20 protein-coding genes and 1 pseudogene are annotated in these 22,239 nt (G+C 51.5%); all 21 read right to left on the bottom strand.

Annotated elements, in window-relative coordinates:
• Nucleotides 1-19: 19 nt before the first annotated feature.
• The 21 genes and pseudogenes from BMX45_RS17905 to bshA all read right to left on the bottom strand — a co-directional run bounded on the left by BMX45_RS17905 (nucleotide 20) and on the right by bshA (nucleotide 22,217).
• Entirely contained in the window at nucleotides 20-685 is a 666-nt protein-coding gene (locus tag BMX45_RS17905) for an HAD family hydrolase (RefSeq protein WP_217648124.1), read from the bottom strand.
• 19 nt (nucleotides 686-704) lie between these two features.
• On the bottom strand, nucleotides 705-1,394 hold the full coding sequence (locus BMX45_RS17910) for an HAD family hydrolase (RefSeq protein WP_254778129.1): 690 nt from the start codon (nucleotides 1,392-1,394) through the stop codon (nucleotides 705-707).
• A 163-nt stretch (nucleotides 1,395-1,557) separates the two neighbouring features.
• On the bottom strand, nucleotides 1,558-2,580 hold the full coding sequence (locus tag BMX45_RS17915; protein WP_090910869.1) for a hypothetical protein: 1,023 nt from the start codon (nucleotides 2,578-2,580) through the stop codon (nucleotides 1,558-1,560).
• A complete protein-coding gene (locus BMX45_RS17920; RefSeq protein WP_090910870.1) occupies nucleotides 2,544-3,158 on the bottom strand; it encodes an RNA polymerase sigma factor in 615 nt (204 codons plus the stop codon). Before BMX45_RS17920 ends, BMX45_RS17915 begins: the two co-directional genes overlap by 37 nt.
• A gap of 212 nt (nucleotides 3,159-3,370) precedes the next feature.
• A complete protein-coding gene (locus BMX45_RS17925) occupies nucleotides 3,371-4,117 on the bottom strand; it encodes a DnaD domain-containing protein (protein ID WP_090910871.1) in 747 nt (248 codons plus the stop codon).
• Between the two features lie 18 nt (nucleotides 4,118-4,135).
• Nucleotides 4,136-5,431, bottom strand: coding sequence for an asparagine--tRNA ligase (asnS, locus tag BMX45_RS17930; RefSeq protein ID WP_090910872.1), 1,296 nt, complete (start codon nucleotides 5,429-5,431; stop codon nucleotides 4,136-4,138).
• Between the two features lie 30 nt (nucleotides 5,432-5,461).
• Complete coding sequence (locus BMX45_RS17935) at nucleotides 5,462-6,670, bottom strand: acetate/propionate family kinase (protein ID WP_090910873.1); 1,209 nt, start codon at nucleotides 6,668-6,670, stop codon at nucleotides 5,462-5,464.
• Entirely contained in the window at nucleotides 6,667-7,539 is an 873-nt protein-coding gene (locus BMX45_RS17940; RefSeq protein ID WP_036665598.1) for a 3-hydroxyacyl-CoA dehydrogenase family protein, read from the bottom strand. Before BMX45_RS17940 ends, BMX45_RS17935 begins: the two co-directional genes overlap by 4 nt.
• A 134-nt stretch (nucleotides 7,540-7,673) precedes the next feature.
• Nucleotides 7,674-9,176 (bottom strand): AAA family ATPase, encoded by a 1,503-nt coding sequence (locus BMX45_RS17945; RefSeq protein WP_015734565.1) that lies wholly within the window; start codon nucleotides 9,174-9,176, stop codon nucleotides 7,674-7,676.
• Nucleotides 9,169-9,702, bottom strand: a complete 534-nt coding sequence (locus BMX45_RS17950; RefSeq protein ID WP_090910874.1) for a hypothetical protein — start codon at nucleotides 9,700-9,702, stop codon at nucleotides 9,169-9,171. The genes BMX45_RS17945 and BMX45_RS17950 overlap by 8 nt, the downstream gene beginning before the upstream one ends.
• A gap of 257 nt (nucleotides 9,703-9,959) precedes the next feature.
• Nucleotides 9,960-10,478 (bottom strand): cell wall elongation regulator TseB-like domain-containing protein, encoded by a 519-nt coding sequence (locus tag BMX45_RS17955; protein WP_090910875.1) that lies wholly within the window; start codon nucleotides 10,476-10,478, stop codon nucleotides 9,960-9,962.
• 31 nt (nucleotides 10,479-10,509) lie between these two features.
• Nucleotides 10,510-11,811: an amidohydrolase gene (locus tag BMX45_RS17960; RefSeq protein WP_090910876.1), complete on the bottom strand. Its 1,302-nt coding sequence runs from the start codon at nucleotides 11,809-11,811 to the stop codon at nucleotides 10,510-10,512.
• Nucleotides 11,786-12,451: a redox-sensing transcriptional repressor Rex gene (locus BMX45_RS17965; RefSeq protein ID WP_009595150.1), complete on the bottom strand. Its 666-nt coding sequence runs from the start codon at nucleotides 12,449-12,451 to the stop codon at nucleotides 11,786-11,788. The genes BMX45_RS17960 and BMX45_RS17965 overlap by 26 nt, the downstream gene beginning before the upstream one ends.
• Nucleotides 12,452-12,516: 65 nt before the next feature.
• Nucleotides 12,517-15,393, bottom strand: coding sequence for an ATP-dependent DNA helicase DinG (dinG, locus tag BMX45_RS17970; protein ID WP_090910877.1), 2,877 nt, complete (start codon nucleotides 15,391-15,393; stop codon nucleotides 12,517-12,519).
• A gap of 170 nt (nucleotides 15,394-15,563) precedes the next feature.
• On the bottom strand, nucleotides 15,564-16,169 hold the full coding sequence (locus tag BMX45_RS17975) for a hypothetical protein (protein WP_254778130.1): 606 nt from the start codon (nucleotides 16,167-16,169) through the stop codon (nucleotides 15,564-15,566).
• Between the two features lie 134 nt (nucleotides 16,170-16,303).
• Nucleotides 16,304-16,687 carry an aspartate 1-decarboxylase gene (gene panD, locus BMX45_RS31035; RefSeq protein WP_015734561.1) on the bottom strand — a complete coding sequence of 128 codons (384 nt, stop codon included), beginning with the start codon at nucleotides 16,685-16,687 and terminating at the stop codon, nucleotides 16,304-16,306.
• Between the two features lie 18 nt (nucleotides 16,688-16,705).
• Nucleotides 16,706-17,569, bottom strand: a pseudogene (panC, locus tag BMX45_RS17980) (pantoate--beta-alanine ligase); the annotation flags it as partial.
• A complete protein-coding gene (gene panB, locus BMX45_RS17985; RefSeq protein WP_090910880.1) occupies nucleotides 17,566-18,453 on the bottom strand; it encodes a 3-methyl-2-oxobutanoate hydroxymethyltransferase in 888 nt (295 codons plus the stop codon). The gene panB and the pseudogene panC, both read right to left, overlap by 4 nt.
• Nucleotides 18,454-18,734: 281 nt before the next feature.
• On the bottom strand, nucleotides 18,735-19,724 hold the full coding sequence (locus BMX45_RS17990; protein ID WP_090910881.1) for a biotin--[acetyl-CoA-carboxylase] ligase: 990 nt from the start codon (nucleotides 19,722-19,724) through the stop codon (nucleotides 18,735-18,737).
• Nucleotides 19,711-21,009, bottom strand: coding sequence for a CCA tRNA nucleotidyltransferase (locus tag BMX45_RS17995; protein ID WP_090910882.1), 1,299 nt, complete (start codon nucleotides 21,007-21,009; stop codon nucleotides 19,711-19,713). The genes BMX45_RS17990 and BMX45_RS17995 overlap by 14 nt, the downstream gene beginning before the upstream one ends.
• Before the next feature lie 44 nt (nucleotides 21,010-21,053).
• A complete protein-coding gene (gene bshA, locus BMX45_RS18000; RefSeq protein ID WP_090910883.1) occupies nucleotides 21,054-22,217 on the bottom strand; it encodes an N-acetyl-alpha-D-glucosaminyl L-malate synthase BshA in 1,164 nt (387 codons plus the stop codon).
• Nucleotides 22,218-22,239: the final 22 nt, after the last annotated feature.

Consider the following 22,239-nt stretch of genomic DNA (forward strand, 5'->3'; position numbering starts at 1 on the left):
TTCTCATCGGCAGGAGATCCTAAACCGCTAAGCTTGCAAACGACCGGAGCATCTCCTCCACCGTTTTAAAGAAATAGGTCGGCTGGCATGCCGTCAGTTCTTCCTCCGAACCATAGCCGTAACCTGCAGCCATGCTGTGTATCCCGCAATTCCGTGCTCCTATTAAATCATGCATCCGATCTCCGATCATGACGGCTTCCGAAGCATCAATACGGCAGGTATCCAGAACATGCTGAATGATTTCAGTTTTGGCGGACCGGGTGCCATCCAGTTCGCTTCCGCACACCATGGTAAAGTAAGCGGACAACTGGAAATGCTTAAGTATCGTTTCCGCAAAAACCGCAGGCTTGGAGGTAGCGACATACAACTGTCGCCCTTGCGATAACAGTAAATCCAATACATCGCGAATGCCGACATATACTTCATTTTCATACAGGCCGGTCTCCTTGAAATATTCACGATAGCTCAGAATTGCTTCCCAAGCCTCGGCCTCGCTGAAATGGTACTTTTCGGTGAAGGTCTCCTGGAGCGGGGGACCGATAAAACATTCCAGCTCGGAAAGATCGTTGACGATAATCCCTTGCTGACCGAGTGCGTGCCTCACAGCTTTCGTGATGCCTTCGCGCGGATCGGTCAGGGTTCCGTCCAAATCAAATAGAATATGCTTGTATTTCAATTCGATCATTCTCCTTCTTTCATGATTCCTAAGTCAGATCCTTGAGCTCCATAAGATCCTTGATCGTATAAGCAGGCCGATGACGGTCGCTTAAAGGGACGCCCCGGCGATTATAATAACAAAAATCAATTCCTGTATTCGATGCTCCTTCATAATCATCCGTAAGCGAATCCCCTATGTACAGCACCTCGCTTGAGTCAACCGCTAATTCCTGCAAAGCAAGCTCAAAGATATGCGGATCCGGCTTCCAGCACTTTACTTCATCCGAAATGATGAAGGAATCAAAATAATGAAACAAGCCTCCTGCCGCAAGACGTTTGCGCTGGGCTTCACCAATGCCGTTGGAGATCACGCCGAGCGCAAAATTGCCGTGCAGGTGCTCCAGTATAAGATCGGCATGCGGCTCCAAATGGGGAGAACTGCAAAATAACCCCCAGTATGTTTCCGAGATCTCCCGGCACTGGTTAAATTCCCGCTTCAATCCAAGGAACGTGTCCGTGAAGGAATGCTCCAACACCTGCCTAATGTCGTGATTATGCTGAATTCGGTTCATCCAGTAATTATAATTGATCGGTCCGAATGTCCCCCAGAACTCATCCCACGTCAAATCCTCATGCAGACGGTATAACTCCAGCGCCTGCTGCATGCATTTCTTTTCGCTCTGACTGTAGTCTAGCAACGTGTTGTCCAGATCAAAAATAATGGCCTTGTATCCCATCTCCATCTCCCCCTCCGGCCGATGCTGCAACTATATGCATTCGCTAATCCGGATAGGTTCTCCTGCTAATCAGGACCTGAAACGGCCGCTGGACCCGGCCGGCTGCATAAAGAAAGTCCCAAGGGCTTAGGTTTCACAAAACTAATGGGACAAGTACATGTCGTTAGTTAATAAAGCGCTCTGCGATTTCTATCATGTTCTCTTTTGTTAACTTCGCTTTGCTGTTCAATGCGATATGGTAATAAAGATCTTGAGCCTCATCCACCCAAGCCAGGCCTTGATTAAAATAGGCGTCTGCGTATCGAACGTATATCATCTCGCGTCCACCTGCCAGAACCTTTTCGACATGGTCCTTATCGGTATAGTGAATCTCCTGCTTGGAGTTCATGGCGCTTCGTTTGGTTGCTATTACGCTGATCGAGGTTTCCATGTCGCTGCCTTTTACGTAGGATAGCGATATTGTGCCCGCGCTGGGCGGCTTTATCTCCTTAACGAAAACTCTTTTGCTTCCCGTCGATTCTTCCGCCTTCCGAATCAACTCATTTTGGATATCGTAATAGGCTTTCGTCGGTTCTCCCTTCTGAAACAAATCGGAAAGATCGGGGATAAAGGAAAGGGTTCCTTCATGAAATGAATACTCATTTAATATCCGGGAGGGAATATGGATGTCAGGCATTCCGCGCTTATCGGCTTCCTCTCGAAACACACCCAGATCCCCCAAATGTAACGAACCTGCATGAAATTCGAGTAAGGTTTCCTTTCCATGAATCTCTCTCTTCAAATCATTGATCTCTTGGTTATGAATATAGTAAGCGATGGCTTGACCGGGAAGGGCCGAGCGAAAAGCTGAACTTTGGGAAGCCGTATCGAGCGAATACAATCGGTCCTGCTTTGCTTGTAATTCCTTAGATTCCTCGGGTTCCACTTTGGTCTCCAGCACCACTTTTCCCTCTTTGCTGCGGATTTGTACCAGTTCGGCTGCGGCATACACCGTGACGGACAGCGAAGTCACCAGCAGCAGCGATGCGGCCATCACAAGCGGTCTTCTGTACAAACTCGGCTTGCGTTTTGGGGCAGGAAGGGAAGCAATCCGTTCCATTACCGCATCCCTGACATCAATGACATAACGGCTCTTGGTACGTTGCTCCCTCAGGTTTTCCTCCACGTCATCTCGTTGAAATTCCATCGCGGTTCCCCCTCTCGATCATGCATCCACTTTTTTAATTTTTGGATCAGCCGACTGTAGCGTTTTTTGACCGTATCCTTGGTTTTATCTAGAATTTGTCCGATTTCCGCAAAGCTCTTTTCTTCAAATATCCGGAGAATAAGCAAGTTCCTCTCATCGGGGGACAGGCTGCGAAGAGCGCGTTCCATCGGCTCGCTGATAATATATTTCTGAGCTTCCTGCTCTGCGCTTGCGACATGCTCCTTATCCGACCTCAGTTTAGGAAGGATATTCTGAAAGTACCGTTTCCTTCGCAGCATGTTCAGACAATGGTGATAAGCCAACTTATACAGCCAAGCAGAAAATGAGGTCTCCGGCTTATACGTCTCGAGTTTCTGGTAAGCCTTCACCATGATTTCCTGTACGGCATCCTCCGCATCCTGCCGCTGGTTCAGCAGTCTCCAGCAATACATGAAAATCTGCTGTTGAAACGCTTCAACGATATGTACAAAAGCTTGCCGATCCCCGTTTAACACCCGTTCTATGGTTACCTCGATGTCCAAGTCCTTCATCTCTGGCTTCGTCGGTTGATTGCTCACTTCCGTTACTCCCCCCTCTCATCAGCAAATCATCACTGAAGGTGCCTTCATGATTTATAACACATGACATCGGAAAAAAGGGACAGCTAATTTCTGCATTTTGCAAATTTTTTGTATAAGACCTCATTTTCCATCATGAGTCAGATCGCTTGGACATGGAATATATCCATCACATACAAAAAAAGCACGTCCTTCATGGACGTGCTACTGAGCTATCTTCCGATATTTCTGAATTTCTGCGTATAGGCTTTGGCATCCTGTGCAGTACGCACCCGGTTGCGGCTCCATTCGAGCAGGATCCGGTCAATGTAGCGGAAATGCAGTTTGCCCGCAAATACCGCCTCTTTTAGCGCTAACAGGATCAACTCGTCCGGGTAGCGGTCCGCGTCGACCCAGCCGGAGATTGTCTCCAGCTCCATCGGCGATAGCGGACGTCCGAATTCCTTTTCGAAAATGGTGAACAAATTCCGTTCTTCCTTCTCCGGAGCGGGTTTCTCCGATGTAGCTGTTTTGCCGGAAGCTGGACGGGCATTCAACAGAGGTGAAGCAAACTTGGCTGCTTCAGGGCTTTTGTCCCTGCCCTCTTGGGCCAGGCACACAGCAAGCTTCTCATACAATCCGTTCAGATTGTACCGCTCATAATGAATTCCCTGGCCCTCGTCGACATATTCATCAATGCCGATAAGTCCTACCTTCATTAGGCGCTGCAGGCTTGCAGCGATGAAGGCGGCAGGAGAGCCCGTTACCTCCGCAAGCTCCTCCAGCGAAGGAAACGTCTTAAACTCCACCTGCTGATACCCGATCAAATGGATGACCAGCATCGCTTCGCGATCGCTTAAACCAAGTGACCGGTAATGCCGGAGCAGGGCATAAGGAATGATCGCCATCCCTTGGCTCATGCCGGCAGCGGCGCCGGCCGTCCAACCGTTCACGCCGGAATCCGCGTTGCCGTGGTCCATGGACTCACCTCTCACGGCTTACGGGTACATCCGGTACAGGGTCCGTGGGAACGGAATCGTTTCACGAACATGATCCAATCCGCAAATCCACGCAACGGTACGCTCAAGGCCTAAGCCGAATCCGGAATGAGGCACGGTGCCGTATTTACGCAAATCCATATACCATTGATAAGTATCCATCGATAGGTCATGCTCCTTGAAGCGCTCTTCGAGCAGCTGTGGATCGTCAATCCGCTGCGATCCTCCGATAATCTCGCCGTAACCTTCCGGCGCGATCATATCCGCGCACAGTACGACCTCCGGACGATTCGGATCCGGCTTCATGTAGAAAGCCTTGATGCCCGCCGGATAATGCGTAATGAAGACCGGCTTGTCATACTTCTCGGCAATGGCCGTTTCGTGCGGCGCGCCGAAATCCTCGCCCCAAGGAATATCAAAATCCTGCGTGTGCAGGAATTCAATCGCCTCATCGTACGTAATCCGCGGGAACGGCGCCTGGATTGCCTCCAGCTTCGATATGTCGCGACCGATCGTTTCAAGCTCCTGACGGCAGTTTTTAACGACGGATTGCACCACATGGCTGATGAACTGCTCCTGCACCTGAAGGCTCTCCTCATGGTCCGTGAAGGCCATCTCAGGTTCAATCATCCAGAACTCGATGAGGTGACGGCGGGTTTTGGACTTCTCGGCGCGGAATGTCGGCCCGAAGGAGTATACCTTGCCGAGTGCCATGGCAGCAGCTTCCATGTACAGCTGTCCGCTCTGGGTCAAATAGGCATCTTCATCAAAATATTTCGTGTGGAACAGATTGGTTGTGCCTTCCGCAGAAGTCGGGGTCAAAATCGGCGGATCCACCAGCGTAAAGCCGTTGGTATCAAAGTACTCTTGAACGGCACGGATAATTTCTGCACGGATCACCATAATCGCACGTTGTTTCTGCGTACGAAGCCACAGATGACGATGGTCCATCAAATAATCGACACCGTGCTCTTTAGGCGTAATCGGATAGTTTTCCGTAAGATGTATAATTTCAATGCCGGTAACCGTCATCTCATAACCCGATTGGCTCCGCGGCTCTTCACGTATAACACCCGTCACATACAAAGAGCTCTCTTGTGTCAGGCTTTTCGCGTCTTCCCATACCTGTTCGGATACTTCGCTCTTCACTACAACGCCCTGGATATAGCCGGAGCCGTCGCGAAGCTGCAGGAATTGAATCTTCCCGCTGGAACGCTTGTTGTTGATCCAGGCGCCGATCGTGACGGTCTCGCCGACATGCTGGTTGACGTTACGAATCACACTTTTGGTGGCCATGCATAAATCTCTCCCTTATATCACTACTATTTAACGGTTGGAAGCTTGAACGATACGATGCGTATCCCGAGCAATAACCAATTCTTCATTGGTAGGGATCACGAGTACCTCAACCTTCGAGTTCGCCGCGGAAATACGGCGCGGTTCGCCGGATCGAATGCTGTTCAGCTCCTCATCCAATTCTACTCCGAGATAGGTAAGCTGCTCAAGCACTCTTTGACGAAGAACGATCGAATTCTCGCCGACGCCCGCCGTAAATACGATGACATCCACGCCATTCATGGCGGCAGCATAAGAACCGATGTATTTACGGACACGATACTCGTACATTTCAAAAGCTAATGTGGAGTTCGGATCGCCTTTTTCCATGCCTTCCGTGATCTCGCGCATATCGCTGCTGATTCCGGAAATCGCCAGCAAGCCGCTGTGCTTGTTCAGCATGGAGTTCACTTCGTTGACGGTCAGCTCTTCCTTGTTCATGACAAACGGTACGATCGCAGGATCCAAATCACCGCTGCGCGTACCCATCATGAGCCCTTCCAGCGGCGTCATGCCCATGGAGGTATCGATGGACTCGCCGCCCTTTACCGCGGTGAGGGAAGCCCCGTTGCCGATATGGCAGGTAATGATCTTCAGATCCTCCAGCGGACGGTTGAGGAATTCTGCCGCTGCCTGGCTGACATAGGCATGGGAAGTACCGTGCGCACCGTAACGACGTACTTTATACTTATTATAAAGTACTCTCGGAATAGCGTACAGGTACGATTTCTCGGGCATGGTCTGATGGAACGCCGTATCAAACACAACGACCTGCGGAACGCCAGGCATATTGGTTTCTGCGGCTTTGATCCCCATCATCGAGGCCGGATTGTGAAGCGGAGCCAGATCGAACAAGCGGCGGATTTCCGCCTTGGCGTCACTGTCTACGAGAGCGGATTCTTTAAAAGATTCCCCGCCATGCACCACGCGATGCCCTACGGCCTGAATGCTTTCGATGGAATCGATCACGCCGTGTTCCTCGTTTGTCAGCATGCCAAGCACTTTACGGATCGCGGTAGTATGCTCCAGAATTTCGCTGACTTCCGTAACGTCCTGTTTTCCCGTCGGTTTATGCGTCAGAATCGAGGAATCCATGCCGATCCGCTCAACCAATCCTTTGGCCAGCACGGATTCATCCGTCATGTCGTACAGTTGATACTTCAGCGAAGAACTGCCTGCATTAATTACGAGAATATTCATACCCGGTCACCATCCTTGTCGTACTTGAAAAAGCCTTCTCCGGTTTTAACGCCCAGTTGTCCAGCGCGAACCAATTTCTTCAAGACAATCGATGGACGGTATTTCAGTTCGCCGTATTCGCGGAACATGCGCTCCAGCGCGGCGAGGATGGAATCCAAGCCGAAACGGTCGGCCATCTCCAGCGGTCCGTGCTGGAAGTTATATCCGATTCTCATGGCGTCGTCGATATCTTCCGCGGAGGCTACGCCTTCTTGCAGGAGATGCATCGCTTCGTTGATCATGAGCGTGATCATGCGGGTGGTGACGAAACCTGGAGATTCATAGACCATGATGCCCTTTTTATCCGAAACTTCCTCAACAAAGCGTTTGGTTTCGTTAAACGTATGATCTGAAGTCTTCAGGCCGCGAATGATTTCAACGAGGTCGACCTTGGAAACGGGATGTATGAAGTGCATGCCAATAACACGCTCAGGATATTTGGTGGAACTGGCGAGCTCCGTCAAACTAAGCGTGGATGTATTACTTGCTAATATTACGTGGCTCGGACAAACTTGATCCAGCTGTGTAAATACTTCTTTCTTTGCATCCAAGTCCTCTATGATCGTCTCAATTACCATATCGCAGGTGCTAAGCTCCGCAAAATGAGTTACTTTTTGAATCCGGTTCAGGATCAGTTTCTTCTCTGCCTGGGTGATTCCCCATTTCTCCAGTTGTTTATCTAGACTGGTCTCGATCATTCGGTATGAATAGTCCAGTTTCTCTGGAGTTTTCTCTACGAGCAGTACGTCAAGGCCCTTGGCTGCCAGCATCTCCGCAATGCCCTGCCCCATGGTCCCGCCGCCTACAACGCCGATTTTTTTGAAGTACATGGTTTCTACTCCACCCTTTCCTTATCTCTATACTTTAATTGTACCCCATTTGTCGAAAAATACATTTTAGAGCACAAAGTATAATAATATCTTAGCACGACAAAAAAGTAAAAAAAAATAACCAGCATAACAATTTATGCTGGTAAAAGCGCGTTTTCACGAAATTGACAACGAAATTGTTCTCCCGAGAGAATTTCTTCCTTCAACAGGATGTCAAGAGAATTGTCGAATATCGGCCGTTTCTGCTCCAAAAGCGTTTTGGTGCGATTCATCAGCTCTTCCAATATCACATTGTTCTCTTTCATCAGCTCTTCGGTAGTAACCATGTTCATGTTAACGATACCCAGCGACGTCAGCCCCGACTTCATCATCGTCTCCACGATGTTCAGCGACTGCTCGAAGTCATTGCTGGAGCCCGTGCTTCGGCCCCCGTAATAGATCTCTTCGGCGGCCGCGCCGCCAAGAGCGATCATAATCTGTTCTTCCAGGAAGGTTTTTGTGTACAAATACTGTTCCTGCTGCGGATTATGGCGAACATAACCAAGCGCCTTGCCGCGCGGGCTGAGCGCGACTTGCTTCACGCTGCCTGGACGCACCAGCTCTGCCATGATAGCATGTCCCAATTCGTGGATGGCAACACGCTTTTTCTCTTCCAAATTCGATTCACGGTCGGAACGCTCGCCCATCATGACCTTATCAATCGCCATGGACAGATGACGCTGATGGATAAATTGTTCGTTCTCGCGCATCGTATAGATGGCGGCTTCGTTCATGACGCTCTCCAGCTGTGCACCCGAGAAGCCGTAAGCTTCCTCTGCTATTTTCTCCAGGTCGACATCTTGATGCAGCGGCTTATTGCCCGCATGCAGGTTCAAAATATGCGTCCGTCCCTTCTTATCAGGCAGATCCACTTGAATATGGCGGTCGAATCGTCCTGGACGCAGCAGCGCGCTATCCAGCATTTCTTTACGGTTCGTTGCGGCGATCACCAGAATGCGAGGCGTGTCCTGCGAATAGATGCCGTCCATTTCGGTCAGCAGCTGATTCAGCGTTTGGTCGTACTCTCGCTGTTGGCCGCCTTCGCGTTTACCGCCGATGACGTCAATCTCATCGATGAAGATGATGGCATTTTGCTTGTTTTCTTTGGCCGCGCGGTTGCGGGCATCCTTGAACAAATCCCGGATACGCCCAGCACCGACGCCCACATACATCTCCACGAATTCACTGCCGGAAGCAGCGACAAATATAGAATCGGTATAATGGGCAGCGGCCTTGGCCATCAAGGTCTTCCCTGTTCCCGGAGGCCCTGTGAGAAGAATCCCCTTCAATGGACGTATGCCGAATTTCTTGATATCTTCGTGACGAATCAGAAAATCCAATGCTTCCCGCAGCTCCTGCTTAGCGTTATCCTGCCCGCCGATTTCCTCGAACGTCAGCTTGGCCGGACCGCTCTTCTTCCGCTTTCGCTCATTTCCGGCACCAACCGCGATGCCGCCCTTCATCTTGGCTATAAACAGCAAGCCGCCTACGAGTCCTGCCGCTATTAAGAGAGGCACGATATTCACGCCGACAAACACAAGGAATACCAACAATACCGGAATGAAGCCTAACATGATTTCTTTTGCTAGTTTAGGCATGATTCCACACCTCCATTTTGCCAGGTTGACGCGGCAAGATTATAAATTTACCAGACTTGCCGTCTGACAAGCTGACATAGACATTGGTGTCATCGATCGTTGCTTTTGCTTTCAAATTCGGCGACTGGGCAGCCAGCTGCTCGAGCGATGATTGAATATCGGTATACTGCTTATTGTCCATCGCTTCGGCAACCGACAGCATCGCTTGCTCCCACCATTGATCCAATGCTCCCGAGGAATGGTCCTCCACCTGGATTCTCAATTCCCGCTTGCCGATCACGGACTTGCCTTCCTGCTTAATATGCTGAACCAGACCTTGTAAATTCGCATCCGGAGCCAAATCAAGATTCAAAGTCACGGTATCCTGTTTAATATCTATATGAGAACTTTTCACGCCATCGTATTGTGACACAACCGTTGCGAGCGGATTCTGCAAAGCCATCTGCCGATACAGAAACCAACCGCCAAAGAGGACTGATGCTGAGATCACGACAGTCAGCATGATAGGTACAATGCGCAGTTTCATGAAGTTCCTCCTTCAATTCCAATATGAAATTTTGTATAGCAATCGCAGCACAATAATACATATAACAGCGATATATTGCGACGCATGTAATTGATCTGCTCAATTCGTACAAGTACGAGTATATCACATCTTATATACTTTTTCATGCTTGTCTGTGAAAATATTTAGAACAGTTTTTCCAATTTATTTCTGTATGCGCTTACATGTTTATGTGCCAAAGAGGCATCCCTATAAGGGACGCCTTGTTATTTGTTTTCTTATTGATTAGGAAGAATAATATCATTTCCGATGGCGTTTCCGTCTTGAAAACGATAGAATCGGTAACCTCGCTGTCCGTTGTTTTCATATTGCAGCTGCCAGGCATACTCGCCTTCATACATTCCCGGCAGCAATCGCTTGATGACCGCACCCGGCATTTCGTTACGGATCTGGTCCCGCATCACGTCCTCTGACAGGCCCGTATTCAATAACACGGACTGAACGGCATCCGCCCCTTCAACAGGAACGTTATCGTCCGTAAACTTCACCCAAACCATACGGTCTTGATTGTCTTTATCTTTCCCGCTGACCACCCAGTAGTTATTGTCCTCGCCCCATACCGATTTATAGGTCTTGTCGGACGAGACCAATTGGCCATGCTGTTTCGCTGCAAGGATCGCCATTCTTTCTTCATTCCACGTATCTTTCATAACATAGGAATAATAGAGCTGTAGGCCAAGCAATAGCAGCAGGACGCCGGACACGCTCAGCAATATCCACTTCGTTTTTTTCTTCAAATCCGTCTTCCTCGCTCCCCTTGATTATTCCCTAGAGGGTTGTAAGACGCTCAAATGCACGCTGCGCTTCCCGGCGGATGCGTTCCTCGTCGAGCGTAAGGCTCGCGCCATTCTTCACCACCTGCTTGCCGTCAACCCATACATGCTCTACATCCTTCGCGCTGGCAGAGTAAATCGCGTGAGAAATATAGTCGGTCCGCGGAAGGAAATGCGCCTGATCCGTATTCAAAGCGATCATATCGGCTTTCATACCTACCGCGAGCGTACCGATATCCTCAAGGAAAGCGGACTTGGCTCCGTACTCCGTACCCATTCGAAGCGCTTCGGAGGCCGGAATGGCCGTCGGATCCCCGCTTACTCCTTTATGGATCAGGGCAGCCAGCCGCATCTCTTCGAACATATCCAGGTTATTGTTGCTAGCAGGTCCGTCGGTACCGAGCGACACCGTTACACCGGCTTTCAACAGCGCAGGTACGCGGGCGACTCCGCTGGCAAGCTTCAAATTGCTACCGGGATTATGCGATACGGCTACTTGATGCTTGGCCAAGACTTCGATTTCTTCATCGGTCAGATGAACGGCATGCGCGAGGAGCGTAGGACGGGAGAACATGCCCAGCTTCTCCAAATGGGCAACGGGGCGAAGCCCGTAGTCCTTAACATTCTGAGCCACTTCGGTTTCCGTTTCGGACATATGGGTATGCAAAGGCAGGTTCAAGTCATGGGATGCTTGAACGAATTTTTCGATGAAATCCGGCGGGCAAGTATAAGGCGCGTGCGGCGAGATCATCGTCGTAATTCTGCCGTCAGCCTTGCCATGCCAATCCTTCGCGAATGCCACCGCTTCGTCCAGCTTCTGCTGCTGTACCTCGGGCGGGCATAGACCGATTACGCCGCGCGTCAGGACGCCGCGCATTCCTGAGTCCTGGACAACCTTCGCGACCTGATCCATATGGTCATACATATCCACAAACGTCGTGGTTCCGCCCTTGATCATCTCCAGCACGGAGAGCGATGTGCCCCAATAAACGTCGTCTGACGTGAATTTGGCTTCCATCGGCCACATTTTTTCCTGAAGCCATACCTGCAACGCCAGATCGTCGCCATAACCGCGGAGAAGCGACATGGCGGCATGTCCATGCGTGTTCACCAATCCAGGCAGGAAAAACAGATGGGTTCCGTCGATAATCTCTGTTCCCTCTTCCACGACGGGCTCCTCTTCGCCCAGGTACGTGATCCGGTCGCTATCGACCACCATATATCCCCGAAGCACGGATTGGCCTTCCCCTAGTACTGCAAACGTTCCGTTCTTAACCATCCACTTCGTTGTTGTCATGTGCTGCATCCTCCTTGCCGTTATCCAAATAATAGGCCAAACTTTGCAAATCCGTTGTAAAATCAGCCGTATGAATCCGGATATGGGCCGGGGCTTTCAGGATGGTTGGCGCAAAGTTCAGAATCGCCTCGATCCCTGAGGCGATAAGCTGATTCGCTACGTTCTGCGCTTCGAAATCCGGAACGGTGATAATCCCGATTCGAATGCCGTGCTCATGAACCGTCTTCTCCAGCTCTTCCATCGGCTGTACGACCAAATTGTTAATTTTCATACCAACTTTGGGAGAATACGAATCGAAAATCGCCACAATCTTCATATTATCCTTCAGGAATGCATTGTAATTCGATAATGCATGTCCAAGATTACCGGCCCCGACCAATGCGACATTGATCTTCTGGTCCAGCTTCAGAATCTGGCGAATCTTCTCGATCAGATATGAAACATCATATCCGATCCCTTTCCGTCCAAAATCACCGAAATACGCCAGGTCCTTACGAATTTGAGCAGGATTGAGGTCCAGCTTCTGTCCCAGCTCCTGGGAGGAAACCGTGGAAACCTCCCTTTTCTGAAGCTCATTCAAATAGCGCAAGTATACAGGTAATCTGCGGACCACGGCTTCCGAAATTTTTTCCGATTTCATGCATGCTCCCCCTAATAATAGGTTAATAACTACATCTTTTTTTGTTGATCGTGCTTGGTTTCACTTTATTCAGCTCGGTTCCCCGCGCTTGCCTCTTCCTGCAGCCATTCCGAGATTCGGGGAACGATCCCCTCTGTCGGCATGTGCTCCATCTTCGGCCCCGGCAAGGAATATAAGAAATACTTCCCGTAATAGGATTCAATGACCCGGGTATCGTACACGATCACGATCCCTTTATCTTGTGCTGTTCGCACCAGGCGCCCAAACCCCTGTTTGAAACGAATGACCGCTTGCGGAACCGAAAGCTTCATGAAGGGATTCTTCTTCTGCTGCTGCAGCAGTTCGCTCTTGGCTTCGACCAAGGGGTGATTCGGCGGCTGGAACGGCAGCCGGACGATGGCTAGACAAGTCAGCGCCTCACCCGGGATGTCTACCCCTTCCCAGAAGGAGCTGGTGCCCAGCAGCACGGAAGCGCTGCTGTCCTGAAATCTTCGGATTAACTTGGTACGGCTGGTTCCGTCCATACCTTGTCCCAATACCGTGATGTCGCTTGATGCCAGCGCTTCTTTCAGCGGCTCGTGCACCTGGCGCAGCATCCGGTACGAAGTGAAAAGGACGAGCATGCGGCCATGCGTAGCCACGGCCGTATCGGCCAAAGACTTCACCAGCGTATTCACAAAGAGTGCATCCCCGACCGATCCCTTCACGCTCGGAAAATCGCGCGGCACGACAAGTAGGGCCTGTTCCCTGTAATTAAACGGGGACGGGAGCTGAACGGTGTTCAGGTTCCCCGCTTCAGCCGCTTCCTGAAGACCCAGGTTCTCGATCATGAACTGAAACGATTTGTCCACCGACAAGGTCGCCGATGTCAGAATCACGCTTTGTTTCTTGTCAAAAAACAATTCCTTCAAATGAGTGCTCACGTCGACGGGCACGGCATACAACTGCAGCGATTTGCTGCGGAAATTGCCGTTCGCCTCCATCCAGTAGACGGTGCCCTCATCGTTCAAGGCCATGAAGGAGCGCAGGTCTTCGCGATGCGCGGCCAGGTCCTTAAACAGGCCCGATAGGTCGGTTAACAGGCTGTCTGCGCTATAGTCATCCAAATCTTCCTTCATTTCGGCGATCAGCTTATCGCCCTTGCGTACGACATCGCCCAGCGTCAGATGAATTTGATGCTCCAGTTCGGCCATCGATTCCCAATCCTTCGGCTTCTTAAGCGGGGACAGGCGGAGCGAGAATTGGCCGGCATCTCCCGGAGAAGCGTCTCCGCGTTCCGGAAGCAGTCCGAACAATTGATCGCTGAGCCGATCCCAGTTCTCTTTTGCGGTAATCAGGTCCGGGTACAAACGGTCGATGACGGAAGACCATTCGACAGCCTTCTCGTGCGGCGAAGCTTGCAGCAGCTGGCGCAGAGCCGGGAGCTGCCCGCTTCGGCTGTCTTTGTACATGCGGGTCAAGGTATGGACCACCGAAAAATACTTTATCTGCAAGCCAAGGTGCTTGCCGGCGACATCCTCAAGATGATGCGCTTCGTCGATGACGAGGCGCTCATAGCTTGGCAGCAGCTGATGATTCGCCTTCACGTCGGTGAACAGCTTCGAATGGTTCGTAATGACGACATCCGCAATGCCTGCTTCATGCTTGGCCCTGTGATAATAGCATTTGCGGAACCAAGGGCAGGCGCGTCCAAGGCAAGAATCCGAATCGCTGGAGATGGTTTCCCAGAAATCCCCTCCGCGTCCGCCAAGGTTTAGCTCTTCATCATCCCCGTTCTCCGTCTGGGTCAGCCAGACCAGCATCTGGGCCGCCGTGATTACGTCTTCCTTCGGGGAATGAAAATCTCTTCTATTTATTTTATGTTCAAATTTTCTCAAACACAAATAATGTCCCCTGCCCTTGAAAATGGCCGCCTTAAAAGGAAAAGGAACAACCTGGGTGAGCAGGGGAATATCCCTGTCACGCAGCTGTTCTTGAAGGTTGATCGTATGCGTGCTCACCATAACCTTCTGTTCCTGCTTCACGCTTTGATAGATCGACGGCAGCAAATATCCAAGCGATTTGCCAGTTCCCGTGCCTGCTTCGATCAATAGATGTTTATTGTCATCCAGCGCCTGCATCACTTCCTGGAACATCATGTCCTGGGCATCCCTGCTCTCGTAATGAGGCAGCGTTTCCTTGAGGCGTTCACGAACATCGTTCATGTATTGCTCGAAGCTTACATCGGCCAAGGGGTTCGGCTCCGTCTCATCCCTGACAGGTGCTATATCGTTCCAATCATCCACCGCCAAGGCAAACTGGCGGTAGTACGTATGGGTGTCTCCCGCTTGTACGGCTTGGAGCTCCCTGTCGGAACGAATGCCGTCAAAGAACCAGGCCAAGTCGCTGTCCTCGTCGGCAAACAGGTCGCTTAAACGCTGAATGGTGAGCAGCGGAAGCTCATCGATCTCCTCCAAACATTTCAGCAGCGCATAGGCTGTAGCAAGCGCATCGCTGTCCGCCTGGTGCGGACGGTCATGCTCCAGGCCGAAATGAGAGGACACCATCCCGAGCTGGTAGGACGGGAGCGAGGGAAAGCATATTTTTAAGAAGTGCATCGTATCTAGAATACGGCCGCTGAACGGTAAATAGCCGCAGCGATCGAGCGCGTTTTGCAAAAAGTTAAAATCAAAAGCGACGTTATGTCCAACCAATACGACATCGTCGAGCATGGGCACAAGTTCCATCATCATTTCTTCCAATGACGGAGCATCCGCTACATCACTGTCGGAAATGCCGGTTAAACCGGTAATAAAAGGAGGGATCGGAATCCCGGGATTGACATAGGTGCCGTATACGCGGGAGATGCTTCGATCCTCTTCGATGATGGCCAGTCCAACCTGAATGATTTCATCTGCAGACTGGTTGCCCGTAGTTTCAAAATCCAATACGGCAAATTTCATTTCGATAAAATCCCTTTCCTCCAGACTAATTAACAGCATACCAGAAGTTGCGGGTTTTGAACATTCCGGGTAAAAAATCCCCTGCCTCTCTGTACCGCTCCCGTACGCAAAAAGCGATGCCAAAGTCTCAAGGGTGAGCTCTGGCATCGCTTCTTGTTGGGGCTTGATTTCTACAGCAAAGAGATCAACTGGCTGCCGTACTGGAGCTCGCCGCGATTCTGCTTGCAGACCTCCAGGTTGATCATGGGGTCGGGAAGCGTCGGATCGCTGTGAATCGCCAGTGCAAAATGTTCCTCGGCCTTTGCTTGTTGTCCATTCAACACCTCGATGCATCCAAGCGCATTGTGGATCATCGCCCGAAGCTTCCTGTTGTCAGCCAGGGGCAGGATGGAGATCAATACTTCGGATGCTTGGGCGGTTTGCCCCAAATACAGATGGGACATGGCAATGTACAACTTGATCAGAAGGCTGTCCGGAAATACCGCAGCGGCTGCATCAAACTGCTGTATGGCCGGCTGGAACATCAACAGCTTGTAGTAACCTTGACCGCGAACGAACGCATCAAGCTGCAATTCAGGCGCTTCGGTCGGCGGGAAAACCGGAGGCGACGCTGCACTCTCGCGGAAGATGGCCATTTTTTCTTCAAAATGCAGCCATTCCTCGATAATGCCCTCGCTCATGCTTTTGAGCATGTTCCAGTTTTGTACCAGCGCCTGTTTTTGGGGACCTTGAGCAGAAGGGTAATGCTTCACAATTTCATCTAACATGTTGTTCATTTCGGCGAATACATGTTGAAACATAGCTGCATCCCACCCTTAGCGGAAAAATGAGATCAGTCCGTCGACCTGAACTCATTTTCTGTAGAAGACGGTCTTTTCATCCCTTTAGCGTCCCGACACATTTTGGTTCTTCAGAGAATGGCGGCGTGAACTTCGCGATATTCCGTCGTAACCGGCTTATTTGATTCGTCGACGATCACGACCGTCGGGGTGTGATGGTCGTATTCCTCTTTGGACATCATGGCATAAGAAATGATAATAACGTTGTCGCCAGGCTGTACGAGCCGTGCGGCTGCCCCGTTCAAGCAAATGACGCCGCTGCCGCGCTCGCCTTTGATCACGTACGTTTCCAGACGGGCGCCGTTGTTATTGTTCACGATTTGAACTTTTTCATTCTCCAGAAGGTCTGCAGCCTCCATTAAATCCTCATCAATGGTAATGCTGCCCACATAGTTCAGATTGGCTTCCGTCACCGTTGCGCGGTGGATTTTGGATTTCATCATCGTTCTAAACATGGGATCCCCTACTTTTGGTTGAAGTAATGCATTGTCAATGAGACGGGTACGGCCAAAACGCACGGCCAGCGCCATGATGACGGTTCTGTCTTCATCCACAATGCGGTATGAATCTTCCACGGGCACAAGCTCCGGGAAGGTGAGCAATTCCGCGTAGTCAATATCAGCGAGTGGAGAGCGGGATATATAATCCCGAAGATGAGCGCGGATCTCTCCTGCCGTCGTCGCTTGTCCCTGCCGGATTGCCTCCTGAGCCGTCCGCAGCGAGCCCGACAGCACAAGCGCCTGTTCCCGCTCTTCCGGCTTCAGATAGACGTTGCGCGAGCTTAGGGCAAGGCCGTCGGATTCGCGAATGATCGGACATGGCACGATCGTCACATCCATATTCAAATCCCGTACCATTTGTTCTATGACGGCGACCTGCTGCGCATCCTTCATCCCGAAGAAGGCATAGTCAGGTTTTACGATATTGAACAATTTATTCACAACCGTGGTGACACCGTCAAAATGTCCGGGGCGGGAGGCCCCGCACAACAATGTCGTAATTTCCGCTACGGCAATTTTGGTTTTGGTCGGCTGAGGATACATTTCCTCTACCGCAGGAATGAATACCACGTCCACCCCTTCGGATTCCGCCAACGCCAGGTCACGCGCTTCATCCCGAGGGTAAGTTTCATAATCCTCGCCCGGTCCGAACTGAATCGGATTGACAAAGATACTGATAACCACCGTGCCTGACATTTCCCGCGCCTTCCGCATCAGGCTGGCGTGTCCTTCATGCAAATATCCCATCGTAGGCACGAGGCCTACCGGGCCTCTGCCAGATTCCAGCCGGTTCCAAAGCTCAGATCTTAAATCCGCAATCGTGCGAATCACTTTCATGATGTCGTGCCCACCTTCTCCTTTTGGCTTCCATATAATGCCGTTGTCGTTTCGGGAACGGCATTGTTCTCCGCCTTGAACACATGCTCCTCGGCCGGAAATGCGTGGTCCTTCACTTCCTTCACATACTGCGTGATACCCTCGCGGATAACGGAGCCGACATCGGCGTAGGTTTTCACGAAGCGTTTGTCCCGATAAGGGGACGCGTATTTCAATATATCATGGAATACCAGCACCTGGCCGTCACAATAACGACCGGCGCCGATGCCAATGGTCGGGATGCTCAGCGCTTTGGATATGTCGGCAGCCGCTTCTTCCGTAACCAGCTCCAACACGATAGCAAATGCGCCGGCCGCTTCAAGCGCCTTCGCATCGTTCATGAGCCGCTTGGCATCTTGGGCATCCTTGCCTTGAATCCGGTAGCCGCCGATCTGGTTTACCGACTGAGGCGTCAGCCCGATATGGCCCAGCACCGGGACCCCGGATTGTACGATCCGTTTTACGGTATCGGCGATTTCTTCGCCGCCCTCCATTTTTACGGCATGCGCATGACCTTCCTGCATCAATCTCCGTACGCCGCGCAAGCTTTCATCGATGCCTCCATGATAAGTCATGAACGGCATATCCGCTACGATGAACGTATCCTCGGCTCCGCGAGCGACGGCGCGCGTATGGTACACCATGTCGTCCAGCGTGACGGGAATCGTGGAGTTATACCCCAGCACGACGTTGCCGAGGGAATCGCCCACCAGTATCATATCAATATCCGCTTCTTCCGCCAGCTTGGCGGAAGGATAATCGTACGCGGTCAGCATCGTGATCGGTACGCCCTTCTTCTTCATGTTCTTCAGTTTCACGATGTTCAGTGGTTGTTTGCCTGCCATTGTGACACAGCCTCCCTGTGTGATGTAGTTAGACACAATAAAAAAAACCTTTTAGCACGTACTTGCTAAAAAGTCCGAAAGGCAAAAAAGAGTCACTCGCGATCGTCCCTTCTGTCTCGGTCCTTTCGGCTCAGAGCAGAATCCAACGTAACCGGCATAACAGTTATGAAGGTGTTCTAAATCATAATTCCCACTTGCTGCAGAGTGCAATTCGCTCATGGCGATACCGCCTCTATAGATGTAGTATATCAAATTCCAGCTCCGATTTCACCATGTTTCATTTACCTGGTATTAAAAAGAATATCGCCTGAATACACCGGAACGAGTTCACCATGCTGGTTGCGGACCAGCAGAGCGCCGTCCTGGTTGAGTCCCGTCGCAATCCCGCTAAAACGGTCACGGGCCGTCTGTACTTGAACCTCGCGGCCCACCGTTCCGGATAAAGCTTCCCAGAGCGAGGCTACGGGCTCGAAGCCCTGCTCGTTGTACAATTCGTATAAAACCTCCATCTCCGACATGATGGACTGGATCAGCGATGTCCGGTTGACGGTTTTCCCCCCGGCGATGCGAATCGATGTCGCAACGTTCCGCAATTCCTCCGGAAAATCCGCTTCTTTCAGATTCGCGCTGATTCCGATGCCGGCAATGCAGTAGCGTACTCTTTCATCTTCGGTTGCAGACTCCAGCAGAATGCCGCAAACCTTTTTGCCCTGGTACAGAATATCGTTCGGCCATTTGATGTCGGTTTGCACGCCAGCGGATTTAGCGATGGCGCGGCATACCGCCACGCCTGTCAATAAGGTAAGCTGCTGGGTTAGATGCAGCGGCTGCTTCGGCCTGAGGACCAGGCTCATCCATATGCCTTTGCCTCTCGGGGAATGAAATTTCTTTCCCATTCTGCCCCGGCCGCCCGTCTGCTCTTCCGAGATGACAAGCGTGCCTTCGGCTGCCCCTTCTTCCGCCAACTGCCGGGCATCCTCCTGAGTTGACGTCGTTTTGTCCAGCAGCTTGATCGATTTGCCGAAGTACCGACTGGTCATGCCCGCTGTCAGTTGATCCCAGCTCAGTCGGTCCGGCTCGTCCAACATGCGGTAGCCAAGCCGCGGAACGGCCTCGAAATCATACCCTGCATTCCGAAGCTTATTGATCTGCTTCCATACGGCCGTCCGGCTGATGGACAATTTTCGGCTAATCTCTTCCCCGGACATAAACTGACCGGCATTCTCCTGGAACATTTTCAGAAGTGCGTTGTCTTGATCATGATCCTTCATTATGAATTACCACCCGCTTTGCTTCTTCAATCAACGATTCCTTATCGTTGTTAATCAAACCTGCCGCCGCTTTCCCCAGCAGCAGCCCGAGAAGTTCCCCAAGCCACGGGCCTCCGCGTCTGCCAAGGGTCTCAAGCAATTCGCTGCCGGTGATGGCCAAATCCTTCAAGCTGCGGATCCGGAGATCCTGCAGCCACACGTCAAGCTGCCGGATGAAGGTCAGCGGAGCAGAAGACGCTCCCGTGTGATGCAGAGCCGTTTGCATTTCCAGCCATCCTTGGGCTGCCTCAACCCCATGGGCAAGGACTAGGCTGATCCACTTAAGCCTGCTGCTTCCGGCATCGCCCTCATTCGGTTGCTGCAGATAGGATTCATGCAGCGAGAGCAGTTTCACGATGGACTCCCGCTGCTTATTGGAAAACGTCCATGACCGCAGCAGCTCCTCTGCTTCCTGAGTTGTAATGCCGCATGCGAGCAGGAGCAAGGACCAACGGATCGTCGCGTGATCCGGTTCAATCCGCTCCATGGCTTCGATCGTCTTCCTATCATGCGTAGAATAGGGAAAGGGTGCTTTCATCCGGGAATGCAGTCCGCTGCGGACAAACATCTCCAATCCGCGCAGCGGGGACGGCCCAGCCAGAATTTTCTCGAATTCGCTGCGGATGCGTTCCATTGCAATCCAGCCTAAGGTGTCTCTCTCCGAGAGGATCCCTCTCCATGTACGGAGTGCGATGGAGAAACCGAACACGGAGGCAAAACGGATGCAGCGCACCATGCGCAGGGCGTCTTCCCGAAAACGAAGACGGGCATCGCCCACGCAGCGAATCACCTTCCGGTCAATATCCTCTCGTCCGCCGAACGGGTCAACCCAGGAACCGTCAATTCCTCTGGCCATGGCGTTCATGGTGAAGTCGCGCCGCCTCAAATCTTCCTTCACTTCGCCGACAAAAGCGACCTCCGTCGGATGACGATGGTCTTCATAACCGCTCTCCACCCGATATGTCGTCACTTCAAAAGACTGGCCTTCCATCAGCACCGTCACGGTTCCGTGCTTGATTCCTGTAGGAATTACTTTGGGGAAGACGGAACAGGTGACTTCCGGCAAGGCGGAGGTGGTAATATCCATGTCGCTGACCCTGCGCCCCATGTATTCATCGCGGACACAGCCTCCAACCCAATACGCTTCATGCCCATGCCGAAGCAGGGTGCGGATCACATCCGCACTCCGCTCGGCCATGTCGGGGTCCGCGTTGCGCCATCGAATCGAATTATACATATCTGCCATAGTTTCCCGTTCCTTTTATCCGAAAAACAACGAGAGGGTCGAGCTTAGCCGCAAACCGGCTTCAGCTCGCTAACCTCCCGTCCCAATACTCGGTAATAGATTTCCTCGTACTTGCCCCGTATCAATTCATTGCAGAACATCGTTGTGGAACGCTGCAGGCATGCCTTTCGCAGCCGTTCGCTAAGGGCTTCATCCTTACATATTTCAAGCACGTGCTGAGCCATCGAATGCGTGTCTCCGATTGGAGCCAGATACCCGGTTTCCCCATGGGTAACCAGCTCGGGAATGCCGCCTGCCGTGGATCCGACCGTCGGCACTCCGCATGCCATTGCTTCCAGGGCGACCAGGCCAAAGCTCTCTTTCTCGGATGGGAGCAGAAGCACGTCCGCCATCGAGATCACATGGGCAATCTCGTCTTGTTTGCCGAGAAAATGCACCTTGCCGCCAAGCCCCAGCTCATTGATCCGGCATTGGATCTTCGGAAGCTCTGGCCCTTCTCCGACTAACAGCAGTTTCGCGGGTACCTGCTCCTGCACCTGGGCGAATATTTCCAATACGTCGCCTACCCGTTTCACGGGACGGAAGTTGGAAATATGCATCATGATTTTTTCGTTCGGATCGGCATAATCCTTACGTAGCGATCTCGAATCCCGCGGATAATACACCCGCGGATCCACGAAATTATAGGTAAGGTCGATGTCGCGGCTTATGTCCAGCAGCTCCCGCGTCTCACGAATAAGATCCTGAGAAACGGCGGTAACGGCATCACTTTCATTAATGGCAAGCCGGATCAAATCCTTCAGCGACTCGTCCTGCGCCAGCACCGTAATATCGGTTCCGTGAAGCGTCGTAACGACTTTCAGCTGATCTCCGACCATCTGCTTGGCCAAGAAGGCACATACGGCATGCGGCACGGCATAGTGCACATGAAGCACGTCAAGTTGCTGCATCTTTGCCACCTGAGCCATTTTGGTCGCCAACGACAGATCATATGGGGGATAACGAAACACATAATAGTCGTTTACTTCAACTTCATGATAAAAAATATTTTTATGGAAAGTTCCTAATCGGAACGGAATGCTGTGAGCGATAAAATGAACCTGGTGGCCCTGCTCCGCGAGGAGTTTGCCCAGCTCGGTCGCCACGACTCCTGACCCGCCGAGCGATGGGTAACAGGTAATGCCGATTTTTAATGGTTGTTGATTCATGTCAGGCCTCCTTTATGTACGC

Origin of the sequence: Paenibacillus sp. cl141a (genome assembly GCF_900109305.1) — a bacterium.
In the GTDB taxonomy this organism is placed as follows: domain Bacteria; phylum Bacillota; class Bacilli; order Paenibacillales; family Paenibacillaceae; genus Paenibacillus_AQ; species Paenibacillus_AQ lautus_A.

What these genes read in the sequence shown, in the direction of transcription:
- bshA (WP_090910883.1), bottom strand. Translation starts at nt 22,217, where the DNA reads ATGAATCAACAACCATTAAAAATCGGCATTACCTGTTACCCATCGCTC.
- BMX45_RS17910 (WP_254778129.1), bottom strand. Translation starts at nt 1,394, where the DNA reads ATGGGATACAAGGCCATTATTTTTGATCTGGACAACACGTTGCTAGAC.
- BMX45_RS17945 (WP_015734565.1), bottom strand. Translation starts at nt 9,176, where the DNA reads ATGCCTAAACTAGCAAAAGAAATCATGTTAGGCTTCATTCCGGTATTG.
- asnS (WP_090910872.1), bottom strand. Translation starts at nt 5,431, where the DNA reads ATGGCCACCAAAAGTGTGATTCGTAACGTCAACCAGCATGTCGGCGAG.
- BMX45_RS17925 (WP_090910871.1), bottom strand. Translation starts at nt 4,117, where the DNA reads ATGGACCACGGCAACGCGGATTCCGGCGTGAACGGTTGGACGGCCGGC.
- BMX45_RS17965 (WP_009595150.1), bottom strand. Translation starts at nt 12,451, where the DNA reads ATGAAATCGGAAAAAATTTCGGAAGCCGTGGTCCGCAGATTACCTGTA.
- BMX45_RS17995 (WP_090910882.1), bottom strand. Translation starts at nt 21,009, where the DNA reads ATGGCAGATATGTATAATTCGATTCGATGGCGCAACGCGGACCCCGAC.
- BMX45_RS17915 (WP_090910869.1), bottom strand. Translation starts at nt 2,580, where the DNA reads ATGGAATTTCAACGAGATGACGTGGAGGAAAACCTGAGGGAGCAACGT.
- panD (WP_015734561.1), bottom strand. Translation starts at nt 16,687, where the DNA reads ATGTTTAGAACGATGATGAAATCCAAAATCCACCGCGCAACGGTGACG.
- panB (WP_090910880.1), bottom strand. Translation starts at nt 18,453, where the DNA reads ATGGCAGGCAAACAACCACTGAACATCGTGAAACTGAAGAACATGAAG.
- BMX45_RS17940 (WP_036665598.1), bottom strand. Translation starts at nt 7,539, where the DNA reads ATGTACTTCAAAAAAATCGGCGTTGTAGGCGGCGGGACCATGGGGCAG.
- BMX45_RS17935 (WP_090910873.1), bottom strand. Translation starts at nt 6,670, where the DNA reads ATGAATATTCTCGTAATTAATGCAGGCAGTTCTTCGCTGAAGTATCAA.
- BMX45_RS17960 (WP_090910876.1), bottom strand. Translation starts at nt 11,811, where the DNA reads ATGACAACAACGAAGTGGATGGTTAAGAACGGAACGTTTGCAGTACTA.
- BMX45_RS17905 (WP_217648124.1), bottom strand. Translation starts at nt 685, where the DNA reads ATGATCGAATTGAAATACAAGCATATTCTATTTGATTTGGACGGAACC.
- BMX45_RS17990 (WP_090910881.1), bottom strand. Translation starts at nt 19,724, where the DNA reads ATGAAGGATCATGATCAAGACAACGCACTTCTGAAAATGTTCCAGGAG.
- BMX45_RS17950 (WP_090910874.1), bottom strand. Translation starts at nt 9,702, where the DNA reads ATGAAACTGCGCATTGTACCTATCATGCTGACTGTCGTGATCTCAGCA.
- BMX45_RS17975 (WP_254778130.1), bottom strand. Translation starts at nt 16,169, where the DNA reads ATGAACAACATGTTAGATGAAATTGTGAAGCATTACCCTTCTGCTCAA.
- dinG (WP_090910877.1), bottom strand. Translation starts at nt 15,393, where the DNA reads ATGAAATTTGCCGTATTGGATTTTGAAACTACGGGCAACCAGTCTGCA.